This window comes from Agathobaculum ammoniilyticum, from assembly GCF_025567315.1.
GTDB classification, from domain to species: domain Bacteria; phylum Bacillota; class Clostridia; order Oscillospirales; family Butyricicoccaceae; genus Agathobaculum; species Agathobaculum ammoniilyticum.
On the sequence record NZ_JAOQJE010000015.1, the window covers coordinates 1 to 17,940 of the forward strand.

General features: G+C 53.3%; 24 protein-coding genes and 1 tRNA gene. 9 read left to right on the top strand and 16 right to left on the bottom strand.

Translation table 11 applies throughout. From position 1 onward, the window contains the following. Nucleotides 1–120: 120 nt before the first annotated feature. The 5 genes from OCV66_RS13220 to OCV66_RS13240 all read right to left on the bottom strand — a co-directional run bounded on the left by OCV66_RS13220 (nt 121) and on the right by OCV66_RS13240 (nt 5,614). Nucleotides 121–1,404, bottom strand: coding sequence for a nickel pincer cofactor-dependent isomerase, group 22 (locus OCV66_RS13220; protein ID WP_054328449.1), 1,284 nt, complete (start codon nt 1,402–1,404; stop codon nt 121–123). Between the two features lie 104 nt (nt 1,405–1,508). Beyond that, the gene (locus OCV66_RS13225; RefSeq protein ID WP_107631530.1) at nt 1,509–2,792 is read right to left on the bottom strand and encodes a TRAP transporter large permease; all 1,284 of its coding nucleotides are present in this window, start codon (nt 2,790–2,792) and stop codon (nt 1,509–1,511) included. After that, on the bottom strand, nt 2,789–3,319 hold the full coding sequence (locus OCV66_RS13230) for a TRAP transporter small permease (RefSeq protein ID WP_054328448.1): 531 nt from the start codon (nt 3,317–3,319) through the stop codon (nt 2,789–2,791). Before OCV66_RS13230 ends, OCV66_RS13225 begins: the two co-directional genes overlap by 4 nt. Before the next feature lie 128 nt (nt 3,320–3,447). Then, nucleotides 3,448–4,533, bottom strand: coding sequence for a C4-dicarboxylate TRAP transporter substrate-binding protein (gene dctP, locus OCV66_RS13235; protein WP_107630739.1), 1,086 nt, complete (start codon nt 4,531–4,533; stop codon nt 3,448–3,450). A 55-nt stretch (nt 4,534–4,588) separates the two neighbouring features. Next, nucleotides 4,589–5,614, bottom strand: coding sequence for a zinc-binding alcohol dehydrogenase family protein (locus OCV66_RS13240; protein WP_147574500.1), 1,026 nt, complete (start codon nt 5,612–5,614; stop codon nt 4,589–4,591). A gap of 298 nt (nt 5,615–5,912) precedes the next feature. Between OCV66_RS13240 and OCV66_RS13245 the strand changes: the two genes are divergently transcribed. The 4 genes from OCV66_RS13245 to OCV66_RS15735 all read left to right on the top strand — a co-directional run bounded on the left by OCV66_RS13245 (nt 5,913) and on the right by OCV66_RS15735 (nt 7,772). Next, nucleotides 5,913–6,581 carry a GntR family transcriptional regulator gene (locus tag OCV66_RS13245; RefSeq protein ID WP_054328447.1) on the top strand — a complete coding sequence of 223 codons (669 nt, stop codon included), beginning with the start codon at nt 5,913–5,915 and terminating at the stop codon, nt 6,579–6,581. 23 nt (nt 6,582–6,604) lie between these two features. Next, a complete protein-coding gene (locus OCV66_RS13250) occupies nt 6,605–7,036 on the top strand; it encodes a hypothetical protein (RefSeq protein WP_054328446.1) in 432 nt (143 codons plus the stop codon). A 227-nt stretch (nt 7,037–7,263) separates the two neighbouring features. After that, a complete protein-coding gene (locus OCV66_RS15730; protein WP_456237157.1) occupies nt 7,264–7,380 on the top strand; it encodes a DUF1847 domain-containing protein in 117 nt (38 codons plus the stop codon). A 59-nt stretch (nt 7,381–7,439) separates the two neighbouring features. Further along, nucleotides 7,440–7,772 carry a DUF1847 domain-containing protein gene (locus OCV66_RS15735; RefSeq protein WP_456236940.1) on the top strand — a complete coding sequence of 111 codons (333 nt, stop codon included), beginning with the start codon at nt 7,440–7,442 and terminating at the stop codon, nt 7,770–7,772. Between the two features lie 418 nt (nt 7,773–8,190). On the opposite strand, the gene OCV66_RS13260 is transcribed toward OCV66_RS15735, so the two are convergent. From OCV66_RS13260 to OCV66_RS13295, 8 genes are all read right to left on the bottom strand, one after another. Continuing rightward, the gene (locus OCV66_RS13260) at nt 8,191–8,625 is read right to left on the bottom strand and encodes a hypothetical protein (RefSeq protein ID WP_054328445.1); all 435 of its coding nucleotides are present in this window, start codon (nt 8,623–8,625) and stop codon (nt 8,191–8,193) included. 153 nt (nt 8,626–8,778) lie between these two features. Beyond that, nucleotides 8,779–9,039 carry a hypothetical protein gene (locus OCV66_RS13265; RefSeq protein ID WP_054328444.1) on the bottom strand — a complete coding sequence of 87 codons (261 nt, stop codon included), beginning with the start codon at nt 9,037–9,039 and terminating at the stop codon, nt 8,779–8,781. A gap of 300 nt (nt 9,040–9,339) precedes the next feature. After that, the gene (locus OCV66_RS13270; protein WP_147574501.1) at nt 9,340–9,903 is read right to left on the bottom strand and encodes a hypothetical protein; all 564 of its coding nucleotides are present in this window, start codon (nt 9,901–9,903) and stop codon (nt 9,340–9,342) included. Nucleotides 9,904–9,928: 25 nt separating this feature from the next. Continuing rightward, nucleotides 9,929–10,222 (bottom strand): hypothetical protein, encoded by a 294-nt coding sequence (locus OCV66_RS13275; RefSeq protein ID WP_147574502.1) that lies wholly within the window; start codon nt 10,220–10,222, stop codon nt 9,929–9,931. Between the two features lie 252 nt (nt 10,223–10,474). Next, a complete protein-coding gene (locus OCV66_RS13280) occupies nt 10,475–10,867 on the bottom strand; it encodes a hypothetical protein (protein WP_107630744.1) in 393 nt (130 codons plus the stop codon). A 55-nt stretch (nt 10,868–10,922) separates the two neighbouring features. Next, nucleotides 10,923–11,156, bottom strand: coding sequence for a cyclic nucleotide-binding domain-containing protein (locus OCV66_RS13285; RefSeq protein WP_054328440.1), 234 nt, complete (start codon nt 11,154–11,156; stop codon nt 10,923–10,925). Nucleotides 11,157–11,319: 163 nt separating this feature from the next. After that, nucleotides 11,320–11,396: transfer RNA gene (locus OCV66_RS13290), tRNA-Arg, on the bottom strand. A 14-nt stretch (nt 11,397–11,410) separates the two neighbouring features. Further along, nucleotides 11,411–11,995, bottom strand: coding sequence for an epoxyqueuosine reductase QueH (locus tag OCV66_RS13295; protein WP_054328233.1), 585 nt, complete (start codon nt 11,993–11,995; stop codon nt 11,411–11,413). A 108-nt stretch (nt 11,996–12,103) separates the two neighbouring features. On the opposite strand from OCV66_RS13295, the gene OCV66_RS13300 reads away from it, so the two are divergent. The 3 genes from OCV66_RS13300 (at nt 12,104) to OCV66_RS13310 (ending at nt 14,279) form a co-directional block, all read left to right on the top strand. Continuing rightward, nucleotides 12,104–12,949, top strand: a complete 846-nt coding sequence (locus tag OCV66_RS13300; RefSeq protein WP_147574503.1) for an aminotransferase class IV — start codon at nt 12,104–12,106, stop codon at nt 12,947–12,949. 15 nt (nt 12,950–12,964) lie between these two features. Then, nucleotides 12,965–13,822, top strand: coding sequence for an NAD(P)/FAD-dependent oxidoreductase (locus tag OCV66_RS13305; RefSeq protein ID WP_054328232.1), 858 nt, complete (start codon nt 12,965–12,967; stop codon nt 13,820–13,822). A 115-nt stretch (nt 13,823–13,937) separates the two neighbouring features. After that, a complete protein-coding gene (locus OCV66_RS13310; protein ID WP_054328231.1) occupies nt 13,938–14,279 on the top strand; it encodes a GIY-YIG nuclease family protein in 342 nt (113 codons plus the stop codon). A 907-nt stretch (nt 14,280–15,186) separates the two neighbouring features. Here the strand turns inward: OCV66_RS13310 and OCV66_RS13315 are convergent. The 3 genes from OCV66_RS13315 to OCV66_RS13325 all read right to left on the bottom strand — a co-directional run bounded on the left by OCV66_RS13315 (nt 15,187) and on the right by OCV66_RS13325 (nt 16,590). After that, entirely contained in the window at nt 15,187–15,912 is a 726-nt protein-coding gene (locus OCV66_RS13315) for a CRISPR-associated endonuclease Cas1 (RefSeq protein WP_107630769.1), read from the bottom strand. A 114-nt stretch (nt 15,913–16,026) separates the two neighbouring features. Continuing rightward, nucleotides 16,027–16,356, bottom strand: a complete 330-nt coding sequence (locus OCV66_RS13320; RefSeq protein WP_161804780.1) for a type I-E CRISPR-associated protein Cas6/Cse3/CasE — start codon at nt 16,354–16,356, stop codon at nt 16,027–16,029. A gap of 102 nt (nt 16,357–16,458) precedes the next feature. After that, nucleotides 16,459–16,590, bottom strand: coding sequence for a type I-E CRISPR-associated protein Cas7/Cse4/CasC (locus tag OCV66_RS13325; protein WP_107630771.1), 132 nt, complete (start codon nt 16,588–16,590; stop codon nt 16,459–16,461). Nucleotides 16,591–17,032: 442 nt separating this feature from the next. On the opposite strand from OCV66_RS13325, the gene OCV66_RS13330 reads away from it, so the two are divergent. Continuing rightward, a complete protein-coding gene (locus OCV66_RS13330; RefSeq protein ID WP_186949574.1) occupies nt 17,033–17,404 on the top strand; it encodes a transposase in 372 nt (123 codons plus the stop codon). Between the two features lie 26 nt (nt 17,405–17,430). Continuing rightward, complete coding sequence (locus OCV66_RS15665) at nt 17,431–17,655, top strand: sporulation initiation factor Spo0A C-terminal domain-containing protein (protein ID WP_082397374.1); 225 nt, start codon at nt 17,431–17,433, stop codon at nt 17,653–17,655. Nucleotides 17,656–17,940 lie beyond the last annotated feature (285 nt).

Below are 17,940 nucleotides of genomic sequence, written 5' to 3' on the forward strand. Positions count from 1 at the left end.
CTCGCCAAACTGCAGAATCTTCTCCGGCGCTTCCTCCAGAATATATCCCTTGTATCCGCTCGCTTTTATTCTTTTGTAATTTAGTTCTTCCATCTTTAATATTTCACTCCTCAAAACGCATTACCAAAGGTTGCCGTCCTCGTCAAAGGGCAGGTATTCCAGCTCGGACTCGATCTCCATCTGCGGATTGTTTTTTGCCTCCTCCAGATAGGATTCGGACAGCATGATATGCTCCAGATGCAGGCTGTTCGGGATGCGCACCACGCGCGGGTTGGATTTGTCGATCTCGTTGCAACTCTTGATGCAGACCTGGATCGTCTCCTTATCGCTTTCCATCACAATCGGGATGCGCACGCCGCCCAGCACTGTGCAGGTGATCGCGTTCGGGTACATGGACGCGAGATCGAGCTGGTCAAACACGCGCTTGGTCGTCGCGCTGGAATAGCCCAAGCCGATGCCGTTCCCATGGGTTTCCGGACTCAGGTCGAGTACCGCCACGCGTTGCGCGTCGATACCGCCGGTTGCGTAAGGCGTGCAGAATGTGCCTGTGATGTTCGGATCCATCCCGTCGCCGCTGAAATTCTTGCCGATCTGATCGACAATCAATACGTCACACGAATCGACAAGGATGCGCGGCATATAGGAAAACGCTTCCTTGAGCAGCTCAGGCTCGACCGCGTCGATATCCTCCGCCGCGACCGCAACGATCTTGCAGGTCTCGTCGAACGCATTCTCAATCGTCGGTACGCCGAACAGGATGGGTGCGTTTTTCAGGATGCAGCGGCCGAACAGCGGCACGTTTTTCGCCATGTTCTTGAAGCCCTCCGCATGGCAGACCTCCGCGCCGTACTGCTTGCCCAGGCCGATCGCCATCATTTTCATCAGACCGCTTTCATACGGCCCGCGGAACGCAGTGTGCGGCTTGACGCGGCAGCCCAGGATGATGCCGTCCGCCTCCGCCGCGTTTTTGTCAATATATACGTCGCCGCCCTCGTCGTTGACGCCGATCTTCTTGACCTCCATCGAGGAGATGATCGGGCAGCCGACATACTCCTCCACAATTCCGTAGCCGGCCAGAATCTCCCGCTGTCCCTCGGCGGTTGCGCCGCCGTGGCTGCCCATCGCCGGCACGATAAACGGATGCGCGCCGCGGGATTTGACAAAATCCGCGATGCACTTGGTGGTCAGCGCGACGTTCGCCACGCCGCGCGAACCTGCAGTGATGGCAATGCGCATACCGGGCTTGACGCGCGAGGCGAATTTCTCCTCGCTGAGCAGGCTGCGGATGATATCCGGTATATCCGCCGGATCGATGCGCGGACGCGGGAATTTCTGACGCACGCGGAACATCTTCGGCACAAAAGTATCCTTCACTAAATCAGCGACCAACGGCCGTTCTCTCATGGCAAAGCCCTCCATTCAAACAGCGGCAAAACCCGGCCTTCTCCAGCGCGCAATCGCGGCCGCAGCAGCACCGGGTCTTAGCCAATTTGCTATCAATTTTTCTCTTAGTAGATCAGATTAACCAAGAACGTAGACAGTGGCGGGAAGTATGTCAGCAGCAGGATATCGGCCGCGAACAGGATATAAAACGGTACCGCTTCCCTGATAAAGTCCTTGGTCGGACACTTGGTAATACCGCAGGTGACGAACATCAGCGTACCCATCGGCGGGGTGAACGCACCGATTGTGCAGTTGAAGATATAAACCATTGCAAAGTGGACCGGATCAATGCCGAACGCCAGCGCAACCGGATGCAGCAGCGGCCCGAGCACGATCATCGACGCATTACCTTCTACGAACATGCCCACGATGATCAGGAAGATGTTGACGACCAGCAGGAATATGTATTTGTTGTCGATGGCGTTGGTCATCCAGTTGGCAAACGTCTGTGGAATCTGCTCGCGGGTCAGCACCCAGGAAAAGCAGGACGCCGCCGCGACGATCAGCATAATCGAGCTGGTGGTGGTGACCGTTTCCTTGCAGCCCTTGGCAAAGTTCTTGAGCTTCATCTCATGGTACAGCACGCCGAGCGCCAGCGCATAAACGATCGCGACCGTGCCGGCCTCGTTCGCGGTGAACACGCCGATACGCACACCGCCGATAATGATGATCGGCAGCAGCATGGGCAGGATCGCCGGACGGATCGCATCCCATTTTTCATGCGCTGATATCTTTTCCGTCTGCATCGGCTTGTAGCCTCGCCTTTTGGATACAAAGTGCGTGAAGATCATCAGCGTGGCGGTCAGGAACAGGCCGGGGCCAATGCCAGCGACGAACAACTGGCCGACCGAGATGTTATTGATGCAGGCGTAAATAATCAGGCCGGTTCCGGGCGGAATCAGCGGCACGACCATGCCGGAGGCCGCGGTGATAACGGTCGAGAACGCCTTGGAGAAGCCGTGCGCCTCCATAGAGGGAACGAGCATCTTGGCTTCCATCGCCGCGTCCGCGAGCGAGGAGCCGGACAGGCCGCCCATCAGCGTGGACAGCAGGATGTTAACCTGCGCCAGACCGCCGGGCATGCGCGCGGTCAGAACGGCGCAGCAGTCCATGATGCGGCGCGTAACGCCCGTATAGTTCATGAATACGCCCGCCATGACGAAGAACGGGATCGCCAGCAGGGACAGACCCTGTGCGCCGGCCAGCGTCTGCTGGGCGAAAATCGTTGCGTTGGTTGCCGGATTGCCGAGGAAATAGATCGCCGAGGCCGCCAGCACCGAGATATACACCGGTACTTTCAGGAAAAGCATGACCAGCAAAAGGATGCAGGAGATACCAATGATATTCATTCTTTCTTCGCCTCCTCGAACTCTTCCTCCGTAATCGCTTCAATGGTTTCCTGCTCGGAATAATGGAAGAAATTCACCAGCACAAAGTTGAAGATCTGCCAGATGCAGGATACCGGTACAATGCAGTAAATTAAAATATAGGAAATGTGCAGCACCGCGGTGGTGCGGCCGCTGTTTGCGAACACCATCATGTACTGTATGGACAGGTAGCCCAGGAACAGCAGCGTGACAATGGTCACGAGCAGGATCAGGATGTTGATTATGTTCTTTACCGCTTTGGGGAAAAACTCAAAAAACACCTCGATCGCCGCATGGTTGCCGGTGCGGAACGCAGCGCCGGCCGCACCAAAAATCACCCAGACGATCATGGCCGCCTGAATCTCCTCAATCCAAGTAAAGGGGGAGCCTAAAATATAGCGTGCAACTACGCCGGCAAAGGTAAGGCCTACCAGCACGCACATCGCAATGGACGCGATCGCTACATCGATGTTGAGCAGCAGAAATCTCCAGTTGCGCTGTTGCTTCATGCGTTTTACCTCCGATCTCTCTTCTATTAACGCATCTTTTCGCACATATTCCGTCCCCGCGGGGAGGAGAAGCGGATCAGCGACCCGCTTCTCCCAGCGAAGAAAACAGATTATGTGTTGTTGTCGGATTATGCAGCGGCGCCGGTCGAAATCCCTTTCACGGTGTCATACAGGCCTTCGGTCCAGCCCAGGGTGCTGGAGGCTTCGTCGAAGAACTTCTGCGCAGCCTCAACCCACTGTGCCTTCTCGTCGTCGGTCAGCTCGATAACGGTTACGCCCGCGTCCTTCATGCCCTGCTCGGCTTCTTCCGTTGCCGCGTCGTACAGCTCGTTGTTATACAGACCCGCTTCGTCCGCGCATTCCATCAGGATCTGCTGCTGCTCTTCAGTCAGGGTGGTGAAGAAAGACTCGCCGCAAATCCACATCGAGGTAGCCAAGATGTGCTCGTTCTTGGTCAGGTATTTGGCAACCTCTTGGAAGGAACGGTTGTAGAGGGAGGTGATCGGGTTCTCAACCGCATCGATCGTGCCGCCGCTCATGGCCTGGTAAACGTCGCCCATATCCATGCCGACCGGCGTTGCGCCCAGGTCCTCAAAGCTTCTGACCGACAGGTCGTTGGAAGATACGCGCAGCTTCAGGCCGGACAGGTCGGACGGGGTGCGAACCTCCTTGATGGAGAGGATGTCGCGCGCGCCGTAAATCCAGTTGGAGGTCAGAACACGCAGGCCGCCGGTGCTTGCCAGCTGGTCGCACAGGTCAGCATACCAGTCGCTGTCCAGCACAGCCCACAGTTCATCCCAGCTCTCAAATGTATACGGCGCATAGAAGATACCGAAATCCGGCACGCCGTAATCTGCGAGGAACGCGCCGTCCGCAACCGTAATCACGCTTTCGCCCATCAGCATCTGGTCGATCAGGTCGTTTTTCTTACCTAACGTAGAGTTCGGGAACAGCTCAAGCTGAATCGAGCCGCCAGACTTCTCCTCAACCAGCTCTTTCCACTTCTCAGCCGCCTGTGCCGCCGGCTCGGTGGTCGCGTTCTCATAGCCAACATTGATTGTAACGGTAGCACCCGCATCATTCGACGCAGGCTCGTCCCCCGCCGTACCGTTCGCCGTCGTGTCCGTGCTGCTGTTGCCGCACGCCGCAAGGCCTGCCATCATCGCTCCGCAAAGCAGGGTGGCCATCATCCTCTTTGTCCATTTCGTTTTCATGCTGATTCTCCTTTTCTCACTTTTTTATTTCACTTCACCGCCGCATATCGGTTCTTCAGGTGAAGTCGATCACAACTTTCAGCATTTTTCCTGCGTTAGCGGAAAACTCCTCAAACGCCTGCGGCGCGTCCGTCCACTTGTAGGTGTTGGTGACGATCTTCTCCAAATCGATGCCGCCCGATTTCACCAGATCAATCAACTCCACAAAGTCCTTTTTCATCGCGTTGCGCGAGCCGTAAATGTTCAGCTCTTTTTTCTGGATGATCGTAAAAAAGAAATTGTCTAAGTTGCGCTTGGATACGCCGATCAGCACCACGCGCGCGCCGAAGCAGGCCGCGTCAATACAGTTCATGAACGTCTCCGGCATGCCGACCGCCTCGATCGTCACATCGAACCCATTCCCGTCGGTCAGCGCGGCGACACCCTTTGCGAACGCCTCCGGCGACTCGTTGAGCAGCTTGTGGTCCAGGCCGAATGTCCGGCAGGCATACTCGAGCTTGTCCGGTGCCACATCGCAGATCGTGACCTCGGCCCCCTTCGCCTTGGCCGCGACTGCGGCCAGCACGCCAATCGTGCCAGCGCCGACCACCAGCACCTTTTCGCCCGCCTTGACGTTTGCCCGCTGCACGCCGTGGTAGCTGATGCAGAATGGCTCGATCAGCGTCAACACCTTGGGGTCCAGCCCCTTGCCGTCGTAAATGCGCTCGACCGGCATGGTGATGTATTCGGCAAACGCCCCCTCGCGCTGCACCCCCATCGTCTCGTTGCCCGTGCAGGCATTGACCAAGCCTCTCCTGCACGAATAACATGTCCCGCAGTTGAAATACGGATTACAGGTTACGATCATGCCCGGCTTAAGCCCTTCCTCGTTTTCGTCGATCTCCACGATCTCCGCCGAAAACTCGTGTCCTGGTATACGCGGATACGATACATATGCGTTCGCACCCCGATAGGAGCCGAGGTCGCTTCCGCAGATACCCCCGTACAGAAGCTTGAGCAACGCTTCCCCCGGCTTCCTTACCGGTTTTTCAATTTCTTTGAGGACGACTTTCCCTGGCTTTTCTATGCAGATTGCTTTCATCTTTAACGGAATCCCTCCAAACCGACATTTTCCGGATCTCGGTGTCCGGACGCTGCACTGCGCGCGCCGCAGTTTGGGCTACAACTTGTATCCCAGATGTACCTTACGCAACCATTTTATTCCCCTTTCCCATTATTGTCAATGACACTTTATCAAAAACAAACAAAATTGTAAGATTAACCAATTTGTAAGCAAGCATTATGTCTAAATTAACAATTTATTTTTACTTGTATCCCTATTGCATATTACTGAAAAGCGCAATATAATTAATTTATATACTCTTTCGGAGGTGCGGATCATGGCGGTCCAAAAAGAGCCCTCAATGCAGTCCAAGGCTTACCATTTTATCAAAAACAAAATCACTTCGTGCGAATATGCTCCAAACCAGCTGCTCAGCGAATCCCTGCTTCAGGAAGAGCTTGGTTTTTCCCGCACGCCTGTCCGCGAGGCGATCAGCCGCCTGGCGCAGGAGGGTCTGCTCAAGGTGTTTCCCAAGCGCGGCATCGTTGTGTCCGGCATCACCGTCAGCGATATCCGCATGATTTTTGAGGTGCGCACCTTGGTCGAGCCATACGCGCTGCGCACCTGCGGCGATAACATCAACCAGCATGAGATCGAGCGCTTCTCCCAAATCTTTCACGATTTTGAAACGACCAATAATTGTCCGGATTTCTATGAACTGGACGACCGATTCCATCTTTTCCTGATTTCCGCCCTGCAGAATGATTATCTGCTTGACCTGTATGCACGCATCCAAACGCAGAATATCCGGCTGCGCATCATGAGCGGTCAGTCCATCGACCGCCGCCTGCAGGAGTCGATGGAGGAGCATGCGCAGATCGCTGACGCCTGCCTTGCGCGGAACTGGGAGCTTGCCGCATCCGCGATGCTGCAGCATCTGGAATTTTCCAAGCAGTCCGCTTTAACCACGATCCTGCGGTTCCGCAGTGACACAGATATTATTTAATTTGCTGAGAGGAGCAATTTCCAATGGACCATGCAACAGAACAGTCTTATTACAAGCGCTTCCGCGCAGCGGCGATCCGGTTTGAGGTTATCGGCGGCGCATTGCTGGCAATCGGCATTGGCGCCAATTTCATTTTCGGCACCTCCATGCTGGCTGTCAGCCTGATTTTCGCAGGTCCCGGCGCCCTTCTTTTGATCCTCGGCGGGTCCAGCCTGCGGCCGCACAACCTCGTAAAAGCGTTTGCCCAGCAATGCATGCGCGAACCGAGCCGCGAAATGGCCCAAGGCCTTCTGGATGCGCTGCACTCGTCAAAAAGAATCCGGCTGATGGGACGTTCTATCCAAGTGGTCCAGGCCGCGGTTGAGGTCTATGCCAATACCGAAGACGCGGATCCGGATATTGTGGACCAGCTTCGCCGTACAGTGGCGGACAGTGTGGTTAAGAAGATGTTTTAATCAGTGTTATGCTACCCCAGAGATTCGCATTTCTACTGCAAAAAAAAATGACATTGAAAACGAGCCTCGGTATAATAATTTTAAAAGGAGTGACTGGTAAGAAAATCAATCCGAGCTGTGTAGACTACGGCATTATGAACTGCCGTACGCTGGACAAACACTGGCCTGATTTTTGTCTGACGACCAATCTGGAAGAGGGGGAGTTAGACCGTATTCTGGAGCGGTATATGGAACCGGACAACAGTAAATATTCCTTGGCTTCAGCCGAGGTAGAGTACGAGGGATACCGTCTTCTGACGCGAGTTGAGGAAATCATCGCTGTAGCCCGTAAAATAAGCGCTTAAAAACGGGGATCGCTACTTGTGACGGTCTAATTGAGGGATCTCGTATTTTGGCGCGCATTTTGCATGTACATGGGTTTGATGTATATGGTGTTATCTGCAAAGTCGGAGCTACGTCCAAAAGCTGCATTGGAATTCCGAAAGAGTGTGAGGAGGTTGGCGTTTCTATATGCAACCCTATCATGCGGGCGGAACGTCTCAACAAAGCGCAAACCGATTTGAATATCGTCGTTGGTTTATGTGTTGGCCACGACAGTCTATTCTACAAATATTCCAATGCGTTTTGCACAACTGCTATTACCGAAAACCGTGTTTTAGGTCACAATCCTGCCGCTGCTCTGTATGGTACATCGTGCTACTATGCTCGGCTATTGAAAGGCGACGAGGACAAATAAAACAAACCGTCTTTGCCTGTGTTTTATACAGCAGGTAAAGACGGTTCTCCATTTTTATTTTATCCGTTGTTTATGAAGGAAAACCTTCGTACACTTTTGGTCGGCAGGCGTATTGAACGCCGACATATGACCTATACTTGGCGCGATGTTGCATTATATCCCTTGGCCGTTGGGTCTAAGGAAGATAATCTTCAGTACACTAAAACACTTCCTACGTTCAGCGCACTTCCATACTGGGGTACCACAAACATTTCTCCTCTCCTGCCTCGCCCCGAACCGGCAGCTTTGTTGGCTGATAAATTTATCCACAGCACAGTCGCCCCTCTTCATTGCCGATCGAGAAGCTGCCCTGCACGATATCCGCCTGATACTTGCATCGGTCTGGGTGTCCACAGCAGGAGGTATGGTCTGATCCGTGTCACCGCCCGTTTGCCTCTACACCATCGTATAAGAGATCGTTGCCCCCCTCGCTCTTGGTTCCCTTCGAGGTGTAGGCCTGTCCTACGGACAGCGGCAAAGCGATATAGGCGACTGTGCGTGCGAGCGCCCCCGCCTGATCAAACTCCTGAATCGTCACATCCAGGTTGCCGGCGCCGTTTCCGACATAACGGAAACCGTACTGTGCATTGTCATAGAACAAAAAGATCTTCTGGTCACCCTCGACAATAACCGAGATCATGCTTCCTTCGGCGCAGACGGGCTGGTTATCCTCCACCCACGCTACCGGATCCTGTTGGCCGTTTTGGTATACATAAACGGCCAACGGACAGGCGGCGGTATACTTTCTGGCCTGCCATTCTTCCAGCCGCTTATATTGCTCATACAGATCACGATGCTTCTCATTGTCTTTCAAAAATTCGATCTAGCCGGTTTGGGGTTCCTCAAAGCGTGCGGCATAGCCATCCTTTTTCCCGCTCACCTGCTCGATTAATTTGTCAAACGTTTCATCCCCCACGAAAAGTGCATCCCAACAGATTTCGTAATAGCGGATGGCCTCATCACAATCTTAGAGCAGCGCGCCGTATCCCAGATCGACGGCGGCCAGATAATTTGGGGCAAGCCTGATGTTTTCTTCTTCATCCGCCTGTATTCCCGTCAGGAATTCGTTTTTTGTGTCCGAATACACCTGATTTAACAGCGATTCCACGATCACAGTAGCCGCCAGCTTGCTCATCTGTTCAATTTTCTTATCATTATCCGTCAAGAAATTGACGATAAACCCCATCCCTTTATAGGCGGCATGGATGGTTTCCAGTTCCGGCAACATTACCAGCTTGATACCTTTCCAAATGAACTCATTCAGTAGATAGCCGGCCTCCTAGATACTGGCTGTCACACAGCTCTTTCCTATAAAATCGGTCAATGCGTCCCCCGTGCAGCTTTTCATGGCAGTTTTCCAACGCTGTCCACCACTTAGCGGAATCGACAAAGCCGCCCTCCTCCAGAAGCTGAAGCAGGGTTTCACCGGGGGGTATCGTTGTAGAGCAGGTCGCTATATGTGGTTTGGTCCTGGAGGCTTCCATCCTCCTTTTCTGCAAACTGTATCGTGGCGCGGCACAGACTCAGCTCAAAATCCGGCGTTTCCTGCCCGACGACAAGGCGGCAACCGGTCGCCGATGTTATCAATTGCGCAGGGAACCACGCTGCTGCCTGCATTTCCACAGGCGATTTTGACTCCGGCCAGATACCGGTAGCCCAGCGCGGCCTGTTCTTCCTCGGTCAGTTCCAGAAAGCTCTGCTGCTCCGGAACAAGCGGCGCGACCGTTTCATCTGAGGAATACCACTCGATATCCGCCTGCGTCAGCTCGACCTCCGTATCGATCTGCATGAACATCGAAATATCCACGGCATATTCCGTCTGGCTGAATTCCGCTGCGCCGATCGGCCGGTCCGGCGTCGTCATGGGTACATACTGCACATAAACTGAGTAGTCGATCGTGGAAATCAACGGATAGCCGCTGTTGTAGTAGCCAGTGTCGCGGATCCAAACATCGTCGTCGCCGTTCAGCTCATGCACGGTCTTCCGCTTTTTCAACTCGCGGGCGGTTCTGGCCTGCGCGTCGGTCGCTGTACCTGTTTCATCCAGATAGCAGGAGTAATTCAGCGCGGCGCTTGCGCTCAGCATAGCCACAGGCTCGCCCTGCACCGTGCCGGCATTATAAACGCCGTTCAGGCGCACCGATCCAGCGATTGATGCAACGATGCCTGCCGGCGTTGAAGTAGCGTTCGATTGCCACGTCGTTGCCAGCCCCTTGGCGGTATGTTATCGCACTGGCAATGCCGCCAACACTTTTGGTGCGGCCGGGCACATTACCCAGATTCCAGCAATCACTGACGCTTTTATGTGCAAGCCCCATGATCCCGCCAACATCATGTTCACCGATGATCGTGCCAACATTATAGCAGTTTTTTATCCGGAATATATCACAATAACCAGTGATACCACCCACATGGATATTGCCGGTTATTTTCCGCTGTTTGAGTTTTTATCAATTATAATCTCACACCAATTATCTTCCATGCCGCCAATAATTCCGCCTGTACGGTCACCTCCCTGCACGGCAGCGCTATGGCAATTGGAAATGGTTGAATAGTTTCCGCTATTTGACCACCTTGCATAACCTGCGATACCCCCAACATTTTCCTTTCCGATAATCAGGGATTCTTCCAGTGAAAGATTTTGTACATTCGTCCAGCTCTATTCAACTTTCGAATAACCCCAAAAGCCTGACTTTTTCCTGCTCCGGTAAATTGATGTACACACTGCGGACGGCATAGCCCCTCCCATCCAATTGTCCACGAAAAGTATTGGTTACATTGCCGATCGGCGTCCATTGGTTTTTCGACGCGGTGTCTTCATCCCAGCTCTGCCGCTCACTCGTATCATTGAGATAGATATCATTGGTCAGCGCCGCATAGCGAAGGCCAAATGTACCGTCATTGACCGCCTGCTCGAATTTTGCCAACTGCGCGCCGTTTGCGATCAGGTAAGGAGCGCTTTCTGTGCCGCTGCCGCCAGCATAGCTTTCCGCAGCCGTGCCGTCCCAGATCTCCGGCTGCGCGCGCTGGTATGCCGCGAACGCCCACACCAGCACATGCCAACCAGCAGGGCGCAGGTCAAAATCAGGCTGATTACTCCTTTTTCACCAATTATGCCCCCACATATGCTTGTTGCTGACCGTATCGATCAGCCCCCTCTCCGTCAATGAAATAACCGCGCAACACCCCATTCATGAGGAAATATACGTTGGTCTGCATATCCTCTTCACGGATCAAAAGCTCGCTCTTTTTCAGGTGGCGCATATATACAGGCGGAAGCAGCCGCTGATTCAGTTCATCATCCTGCAAAAGCATTGCATCGCTCAGGAATTCCAGGATCGTCATTTCCAAATCCCTCTTTGCTTGATTCACAATATCATTATAATCGAATCATTTTCGGCCAGCATTATTATAAGATAATTATTTCTCAGCAGCAGCGAAAAAATATTATGTCATGGCGGTGCGCAAACAAAAAAGCCGCCTGTTTTATCAAACAAGCGGCTTTTCGTGGTACGCCCGATGCGATTCGAACGCACGGCCTTTGGAGTCGGAGTCCAACGCTCTATCCAGCTGAGCTACGGGCGCGGGTACAAAAAGTATTATACCAGCTTTTCCGCAGTTTGTAAAGCATCCACTTCCGGCTTTTTCTTTTTCGGCTTCTTTTTATAGCGGTCTTCTTCCGAGAAGATGCAGCCGCAGTATTTCTGCATGTACAGGCCCAGTTCACGCGCCCTGTCCTGCCCCTCGCGGAAGCGGGGCGAAAAGTCCCTGTGCAGGTACTGCACGCCGTATTTTTCCGCCGCCCGCTCGGCCGCCTCGCGCATGAGCGCATGGTTCTGGTACGGGCTGACGAACAGCGTGGACGTGAACTGGTCAAACCCATGCTCCGCCGCATAGCGTGCGGTTTCTTCAAACCGCAGAGTATAGCAGAATGTGCAGCGGTTGTCAAAATTGGGGTACACCCCCTCAATAAACCGCCGCAGGCCGTATTCATTTTCGATCTCCAGCTTGAGGTCAATGCTTTTCGCATACTCGACCAGCGTATTCTTGCGCATCTTATATTCCGTAAACGGATGGATATTCGGGTTGTACCAAAATCCCACCGGCTCGATGCCCTCCTGCCGCAGCGTATCGATGCAGGCGATCGAGCAGGGCGCGCAACAGATGTGCAGCAGCGTTTTCATGTGCTATCCCTCCCTCTGTTTTGTTATTCTATCATATTCCGGCCGCTCTTGCAAAGCCCGTCCAAAGCCGTTATACTGGAATCACAGAGAGAAAGGAGGCTTCCCCTTATGAAAGATATTGCCTACTACAATGGCGCGATCGGCCGCATCGACGAGATCCGCGCACCGATCACCGACCGCGGCCTTTACTTTGGCGACGGTGTTTACGACGCCGCTATGGTGCGGAACAAAAAAATATTCGCGCTCGCGGACCATCTTGACCGCTTTTATAACAGCCTGGCGCTGCTCCGTATCGATCCGCCAATGGAGCGGGACGCACTCGCCGCCGTGCTGAACGACCTTGTCGCCCGTCTGGATTCGGACGCGCCGCATATGCTCTACTGGCAGTCCACCCGCGCGGCGGCACACCGCATGCACGCGTTCCCCAAGGGTGCAAAATCCACCCTGATGGCTTTTTCCGAGGCGTGCAGCCTCGACAGGCAGGACAGGCCCTACAAGCTGATTACGGTTGAGGACACCCGCTTCCTGCACTGTAACATCAAAACGCTCAACCTCATCCCCAACTGCATGGCCATGCAGCGGGCAGCCGAGGCCGGCTGCGACGAGGTCGTATTCCATCGGGGCGAGCGCGTGACCGAGGGCGCCCATTCCGGCCTTGCGATGCTTAAGGACGGTGTGTTCTGTACCCCGCCAGCGGACGAGCTGATCCTGCCCAGCATCACACGCAAGCACTTCCTCGAGCTGTGCGGTAAGCTCGGCATTCCGTCGCGCATCGCGCCGTTCACGGTCGATGAATTGCTACAGGCAGATGAAATCATGATCCTGTCTACTGGCTCGCACTGTATTGCGGTCAGCGAGATTGACGGGCGGCCGGTCGGCGGCCGCGACGCCGACCGGCTGGACAGGCTGCAAACCGCTTATCAAGAGTGGTTCGACGCACAAACCGCCGGATAAACGAAAGGAGCCGTTATGCCATCTATCCTCATTGTCGGCGGCGGGCCGGCCGGACTGAGTGCCGCAATCTATGCCGCGCGTGCTAATATTCCAACCACCGTACTGTATAAGGATGGCGGCGCGCTGGGCAGGACGGAAAAAATCGAGAACTATTTCGGCTTTGTCGAGCCGCTTTCGGGTCCCGACCTACTGGCGCGCGGCCGCGCCCAGGCCGCCCGTCTGGGCGTGACCCTTACCGAAGCCGAGGTCACCGGTATCGAATACGCGGAAGTCGGCTTTTCTGTCAAATCCACAGGCGGCGCGTTCCCTGCGGACGCGGTTATTCTGGCAACGGGCGCGCCGCGCGCGGTCCCCCCAATCCCGGGCGTACTGAAATTTGAGGGGCGCGGCGTCAGCTATTGTGCGGTATGCGACGCTTTCTTTTACCGCGGCAAGCCGGTCGCTGTGCTGGGGCAGGGAGAGTATGCACTGGAGGAGACTCGCACCCTGCTGCCGGTCGCGTCCTCTGTTACGCTGCTGACAGCGGGCGGCGCGCTACAGGCGGCTGTCCCCGCCGGCCTGTCGGTCGATACCCGTCCGGTCACGGCGGTCGAAGGTACCGATCGGGTGACGCAGGTCGTCTTTGAAAGCGGCGAACCGTTGCCGGTGGACGGTGTGTTCATCGCCTACGGCACGGCAGGCAGCGCGGATTTTGCCCGCAAGCTGGGCGCTCAGCTTGAAAACGGCCGCATCCAGACCGATATCGGCATGGCAACCGCAGTCCCCGGCCTGTTTGCGGCCGGAGACTGCACGGGAGGGCTACTACAGGTCTCCAAGGCCGTATCGGACGGAGCGCAGGCCGCTATGAGCGCGGTCAAATTCCTCCGCAAATAATGCTGTTTAATCTCCCCCGCCTGCCGGCGGGGGATTTTTCATTGACAAACGCTGTTCCAACCGTTATAATATTAGTAAATTAGTAATTTAGTAAATTCAAAGGAAGGAGCTTCCCATGGAAAAGCAGCAGCGGCGCAAAGCCGTGGCAGCCTACAAGGCGCGCCGCCAGCGGGGCGGGGTTTTCCAGATCCGCAACACACAGACCGGACGCATCCTGCTACGCCGCACGCTCGACTTGCGCGGCAGCGAAAACCGCTTCCAGTTCGCGCAGATGACCGGTTCCTGCACCGACCACGCCCTGCAGGCGGACTGGCAAAACGGTGGCTGGACATTCGTTTTTGAGGTGTTGGAGGTACTGACCCAAAAGGAGACGCAGACCGAAGCCGAATTCAAAAGCGATATTGAAGCGTTGTTCGAGCTATGGCAGGAAAAGCTGGCGGACGCACCGCAATACTGAAAAAGGAAACGCCCCACCTCCCAGTCTTGTTTTTTCCAAAACCGCTTCGACGCTTGCGGTTTTGGAAAAACGGTGCGCTTTCGGGTGAAATTACTGTCTTACTTTGCGGTACGGTGCGTTAAAATACATTGATTGTCTTGTTCCTATACAAAACTTTGAGGGGGAATAGCGCCATTATATTTTTAGGGGAATCCCCCTTGTGCGAGATCCCCCAAAAAACGAAATATGTCTCAGAGTTAGATTGCATAGTGGCTTGGAACCTTCAAACAAGTGTTGAGCAGATACGAAACAGAGCAACGTGTGCCCCAAATTGCTCTTGTTCAGTCATTTGCACAAAAATCAAAATTTACACAGATTACTTGCTGGGAGGTTCTTCTGAAAAAGCCACATTTAATCCCCTGTGTGGCCTTGACTGACCGCCTTTTTACAGAATCTTTTTTGATGTCACAGTGCAATTGCAGCTCGATGCTCCATGCCTATCCTGTGTAATCGATTTGATGAACAAACAGGTCCGAAACAGCATTTTCAAGGTGTAAAAGGATGCCGCTCTGCAATGTATTGTGGCTTTGGGATACGTTTAATGTATCACTTGAAGTACGAATTAACGGTACGGCGTATCATCCCAAACAGATTTCTGTGGAAGTGCATGAAGTAGTCCATACCTACATCAACGAAAGGCAGGAATACCGTTCGCATAGTGGAAACTTGGAACCAACAAAGAATGTCAAGTTCTAAATCTCCACTTCGTTAAGATTGAAAGTAGCTACTCCATCCCCGCGTATGCAGAGCCTATCATTGGAACATATTTCCTACAGCGCATACAGGTTTCCTTTGATGATATGTCGTGATACTGTCCGCCTCGAATGCTGCTGAGGTGGTCGTCTCCGCCTTATATAAATCTGCAATATCATATACGAATGACAACTGTTTGCCGGCGTAAATAAAGCCACGCCCTGGAGAGCAGCCCAGCGATACGATTGCAGCATGGCACAAGCCATACCATAAGCATCGCATCGGCTTCCGACATCGCTTGATTGACCGGACCCACCATATCACAATCCTGATTTTTGTAGAAACGCTTATTCCACTTAACGCCAGTTATACGGCGGGCAAGCTCATACGCTTTACGTACGCGGATCCCCTCCATGCCGCGAATTTGCTGCAAGGTCAGGTGATCTGTTTTTACTTTTGGGAAGCGGAGTGCGTACATCCGCCTCACCGCCTGCATATGCAGTTCTTCATCCATGAACAGAGCAGATTCTTTGCGCTTCTCATCTCTCCAATTCCCGCCGCATAAAACAGGTAGTTCCTTCACCGCACCAGATCGCCATACATCCATTTTCACAAATTGCACGAACACCGCATGGGTCACGCTTGTTCCCGATCCAAGCAACAAGCAGGTCATGGCTGCAATCGGAATAGGAAGTCCATCTTTTGGAATGGCAATAATAGCAGCATCATTCTGCTCAATAGCAGCATGCTCCAAGTAGAGATATGTAATGCTGTCCCTTAATTTCGGCAGTTCCTGCAAATTTTTCATCCTTGCCTCCGCAACAAAGGCATTCCCATTCCATATGCTTTTCCAGCACCAATGCATTCTTCCGCCTTGCTCCCGCGCATGATTTCCCATCATGTGGACGCTTTCCTTCTCGTTTGCCTGCAACAGATCAAATCCGTATTGCGCCGCCTTGTGCAAGGGCCATTCCAGCCGCCCTGTTTTTTCACGCAGGATCCGTCGGCGGCTGTTTTAATGTCCCTCCGCCGCCACTTTTTTAGTTGGGGCAGTCAGAAGATCCCCCCTCCAAATCTGCCCTAATTCCTTTAACCAATCTGTCAGATCCCGTTCGCCGGCAAAAGCCATCCCTGCAGTCAACGCGCTCTGATCTACTGGTGTAGTTGAATACAGGTACTGCGCCGTCATCCCCCGATCAGCACGCAGGCGGTATAGGATTTCAGATTCTTTTCTGCCGCTTTGAAACAGTCCGCTTACCAGACGGCGCATCTGCTGGCAGTCTCCCATCGCCCGTTGAATCGCGCGCACTTGCGGGCGCAAGTCAATTCTTGTCAGATACATCATTCTCCTCCTTGCTATCACGCCGCGCCACACGCGTCTCTGCTCAAATTGACGGCTGCCCATCTCCCCCCTGCCATCCTGGCGCGTCATCAATGTCAAGTTCGACTACTCCGGTTCGCACTCGTAATGCGACGGAAACTGCGCCCCACCAAACATGCAGATTTTTGGCACGCCGGTATCGTCACGGTTCAAATTGGTCGGCGGATAATTCTTAATCATGTGGATTTCATACAGCATCAGGTATTTTCTCCTCGTATAATGTATTTACAGACAAAGAATGACCGGAAGGACAGCTTCATTATCGCCCAGATCATGCGCTTCGGACAGTTCTTCGTCACGAATCTGTCACTTGTTTTCAGACACCTTTGGCGCTGCCTCCCCAAAAATACTCTCCCAATATCCCACGCCGGAGGAGTTGTTGTCCGTTTCCACCCGCATACTCTCTAATCTTCTGGCGAAAGCCAGCCACGGCCGATTAGGAAAAGAGAAAGCTGCGGCAGCCGATTCTTTCGGGGTGAACTTTGCCAAGGACGCTTTTGTATTTCAGAGCCGGCAACTCATTGAACATTGGCGTTTCTGGAGGGACAAATCGTGGAGCTGGAGGCTCAAATATCCTCTCTGCTGAAGCAGACCGGCAGCTACATCACTACCATTCCTGGCATTTAGGACATCCTTTATTTTGAGCAAAGCTGGAGACATCCACCGCTTTGACGCCCCCAACAAGCTGGCTGCCTTTGCCGGGTTGGATGTGCGGGTCACACAGTACGGAGAGTTTATCGGAACCCGGCAGGAAATTTCCAAACGCGGTTCGCCCTATCTCCGGAAGGCTGTCTGGCTTGCCGCCTCAAGGGCGGCTTTTTACGCCCCCGTTCTCTCAGAGTATTATCAATCCCTCCTTGCCCGCGGCAAACACCATCTCACCACCATCTGCTCTGTTTCCAGAAAGTTATGCAACACCATCCACACCATCCTTAAAGAGGAAAGGCTGTGGCAGCCGGTACCACCCAGAGACAAAACGTGTCGAATAATACCGAACAATAGCGACAAATAGCGCTTTTCCTGTTTTAGGAAATCTACATGGAAGCTGCTTTACACTTTCACTGTCAGTGGACTACTGTAGAGCGCAGTATCCGAACCGCTGTGGAAAGGGCCTATAAGATCAATCCCATCCTGTTGTGCAAGATAGCTGGCTATCCCCTGACCTGTATCCCTACCGCCTCTGAATTTATTGAGATCATCGCTTCTTACATACTGCATCCCTCTCAACCGCAGACTGCTCCGCGGCACCTTATCATACCCTGATCACTTCTCATCTTTCTTCCACCTTTTTCGTACTAACCTCTTGACCTTTTATAGCTGGTCTTGCCCCTCCCCTATTTTCGCCTACACATTGATGGGATTTTACTATTATAGTTAATTGTTAAAATTTCCCTAACAGTGCATCCCAACTGATCTGTCTGGTTAATATTTATTTATCATTTCCCAGCTTTATTATTTCAACTCAATCCGCCATTCTTTTCCATACTATAAATGTTCTCAGTTTTTTGAGCATTTCCATGCAGCATCCGTTTGCAAACCATTTATCGT